The sequence below is a fragment of the Bradyrhizobium sp. P5_C11_2 genome, from assembly GCF_054049755.1.
On the sequence record NZ_JBFULT010000794.1, the window covers coordinates 1 to 2,635 of the forward strand.

General features: G+C 62.9%; 4 protein-coding genes. All 4 read right to left on the reverse strand.

The genetic code is table 11. From position 1 onward, the window contains the following. Window positions 1–360: 360 nt before the first annotated feature. Entirely contained in the window at window positions 361–525 is a 165-nt protein-coding gene (locus tag ACXJL8_RS38625) for a Flp family type IVb pilin (protein ID WP_456623646.1), read from the reverse strand. A 241-nt stretch (window positions 526–766) separates the two neighbouring features. Then, window positions 767–946 (reverse strand): hypothetical protein, encoded by a 180-nt coding sequence (locus ACXJL8_RS38630; RefSeq protein WP_456623645.1) that lies wholly within the window; start codon window positions 944–946, stop codon window positions 767–769. A 202-nt stretch (window positions 947–1,148) separates the two neighbouring features. Then, on the reverse strand, window positions 1,149–1,385 hold the full coding sequence (locus ACXJL8_RS38635) for a hypothetical protein (RefSeq protein WP_456623644.1): 237 nt from the start codon (window positions 1,383–1,385) through the stop codon (window positions 1,149–1,151). A gap of 59 nt (window positions 1,386–1,444) precedes the next feature. Beyond that, on the reverse strand, window positions 1,445–2,431 hold the full coding sequence (gene ku, locus ACXJL8_RS38640) for a non-homologous end joining protein Ku (RefSeq protein ID WP_456623643.1): 987 nt from the start codon (window positions 2,429–2,431) through the stop codon (window positions 1,445–1,447). Window positions 2,432–2,635 lie beyond the last annotated feature (204 nt).

Consider the following 2,635-nt stretch of genomic DNA (forward strand, 5'->3'; position numbering starts at 1 on the left):
GCATGGCGACGGGGGCAATAGTGCATCGCTCCCCGGGGAGAGCACGAAGGACACCGTTAAAACCAACCGCGCAGGGAAGGCCGGGATGTCTCCGGCGTCACCTGTGGTCCGCCCGTGCGCATTAAACCCGCACACGGGATTGCGGGTGCCAGCCGGCGCCCGGCCTTCCCTGCGCCCTCTCTTCGAAGAGGGTGGGAGAAGACAGCAAAGCCCGGGCGAAACAAACCGCGGGAATGCGGAATCGTGCCCGCTGGGGAGGTGGGAATTGAAAGTGCGCCGGGTTCTGGCCTCGCGGCACGGCCGTTCGGCCCTCGGCGCCAGATCTTGGGCGCCAGATCTTGAGCGCGCCAGGTCTCGTCGTTACTTCAGCGACGAGCTGATCGAGTTGAACTTGTTGTTGAGGAGCGCGCTGCCCGTGTTGTTCACGATCGTAACGATCGCGAGCGCGATACCGGCGGCGATCAATCCGTACTCGATGGCGGTGGCGCCATTTTCATCGGCAAGGAAAGACCTGAGCAAACTCATCGCCAACTCCTCTTCATTCGGTACAATGTATGCCCGCGTCGTTTCAGAGCGGTAAATTGATTGATCAGGCTTTTGCGCGCGTCAAAGGTGCAGGTTTGGCGAGCCTCGCCTGCTGTCTCATAGCGTGGCACCCGTTAAACCAGCGTTTCTATAGTCAATCCAAATGGACCTAAATCGGCAAAACCCTCAACCATCGTCCGGGATGGCGAGGGGTGAAGGCATCCCAGGGCGCTGCCGTGTCTCAGGGCGCGATGCTGCGTCCCGGCGCGCCCTTGCGCTGCAGTTTCAGCACGTCTGCGAGGCGTCCGACCAGATATCCCATCATGCGCGGCCGTGTCCGCGCCGCAGCGTCGGCGACCCGCTCGTCATCGGTCGTATCGTTCACGATACCGATGTAGTTCTTTCTGACTTCCTGCTGCACGGGCACGCGAACCTTGGCTCAATCGATGGCGGGACCATGCTGCGCGCGAAGGCAATCGACGGTTAATTTTGTCTCCCGTAGGAATACGTTGGCGCAGCACGATGGAAGGGCGTGCCGGAAACGACGGTGCCGCTTAACCGATTGTTGAGGCTGTTCGTCAACGGGTCGGCAACGATACCAATGTCGAGAGCAAGCTTGGCTCTCATACGCGCCGTCCGTCCGCGTTCAGCGCCCGCAACATCGCGATGCGGGCAAACAGCAGCCAGCCTCCGCCGGTCTCGGCCGCCTGGATCAAGGTCTCGATGGCGGTCTGCCAATGCGCCTCGTGCTGCGCGTCCTCCGGCAATTGCATGATGTGGTCGGCCGCCTGCTGAAGCGTGAGCAGCTTGCGCCCGTTGCGCAAGGGAATGGGATCGTCGAACGGCGCCGACCAGGGCATGTCAGGCCGGYCGCTCCATCGACGATCTCACGACGCGCTTCGCCTCCGGGCCGTTGCCGCTATCCGGCCTTCTTGGCCCGCGCCGGCGCGCGCACCGGCTTGTCGGCCTTCTTCGGAGTTTCCCTGGGCGCTTCCTTGGCAGTCGCGGCTTGCTTGCCGCCCTTGCCGGCGATCGGCAACAGCATCTCGCGCTGGCCTTCGACGCGCTTCTTCGGCTTCTTGCCCTTGACGGTCTCTTTGGCGACCTTCGCCGCGGGCGCTGCGTCCTTCTCGTTCGCGATGCTCTTCTTCAGCGCGTCCATCAGGTTGATGACGTTGCCGCCGGTCCTCGGCGTGGCCTTGGCCGAGATCGGCGTGCCGGAACGCTTCTTGTTGATGAGGTCGATCAGCGCTGTCTCGTAGTGATCCTCGAACAGCTCGGGGTCGAACGCACCGGACTTCTTCTCGACGATGTGCTTGGCGAGGTCGAGCATGTCCTTCGTCAGCTTCACGTCCTGGATGTCGTCGAAATATTCCTTTTCGCTGCGCACCTCGTAGGGGTAGCGCAGCAGCGTGCCCATCAGGCCGCTCTCGAGCGGCTCCAGCGCGATGATGTGCTCGCGGTTGGTCAGCACCACGCGGCCGATCGCCACCTTGTCCATGCTGCGGATGGTCTCGCGGATCACGGCATAGGCGTCGTGGCCGACCTTGCCGTCCGGCACGAGGTAGTAGGGGCGGATCAGGTAGCGGTTGTCGATGTCGGTCTTCGGCACGAACTCGTCGATATCGATGGTGTGGGTCGAGTCGAGCGCGATGTCGTCGAGCTCGTCCTTGGTGACCTCGATATAGGTGTCGGTGTCGACCTTGTAGCCCTTGACGATGTCCTCGGAGGTCACCTCGTCGCCGGTCTCGGCGTCGACCTTGAGGTACTTGATCCGGTGGCCCGTCTTGCGGTTGATCTGGTTGAACGAGACCTTCTCGGTATCCGACGTGGCCGGATAGAGCGCGACCGGGCAGGTCACGAGCGACAGACGCAGAAAACCCTTCCAATTGGCGCGGGGGGCCATGGGCTACTCCAAACGCAACGGGGACAACGGGTAACKATAACATCGGGGAACAACGAATCATAGCAAGCGGCCGGGCGGAATCTTGCAACGGCGTTAACCGTTGGGCGCGGGGGTGCCGTCCGGGCCTGCGCCAAATGGTCGGAACATCGCATCGGATGCGGCGTTGCCACCGGATATCGCCGCGAGGAAGTCGCGGCGGTCGGC

What these genes read in the sequence shown, in the direction of transcription:
- ACXJL8_RS38635 (WP_456623644.1), bottom strand. Translation starts at nt 1,385, where the DNA reads ATGCCCTGGTCGGCGCCGTTCGACGATCCCATTCCCTTGCGCAACGGG.
- ACXJL8_RS38625 (WP_456623646.1), bottom strand. Translation starts at nt 525, where the DNA reads ATGAGTTTGCTCAGGTCTTTCCTTGCCGATGAAAATGGCGCCACCGCC.
- ku (WP_456623643.1), bottom strand. Translation starts at nt 2,431, where the DNA reads ATGGCCCCCCGCGCCAATTGGAAGGGTTTTCTGCGTCTGTCGCTCGTG.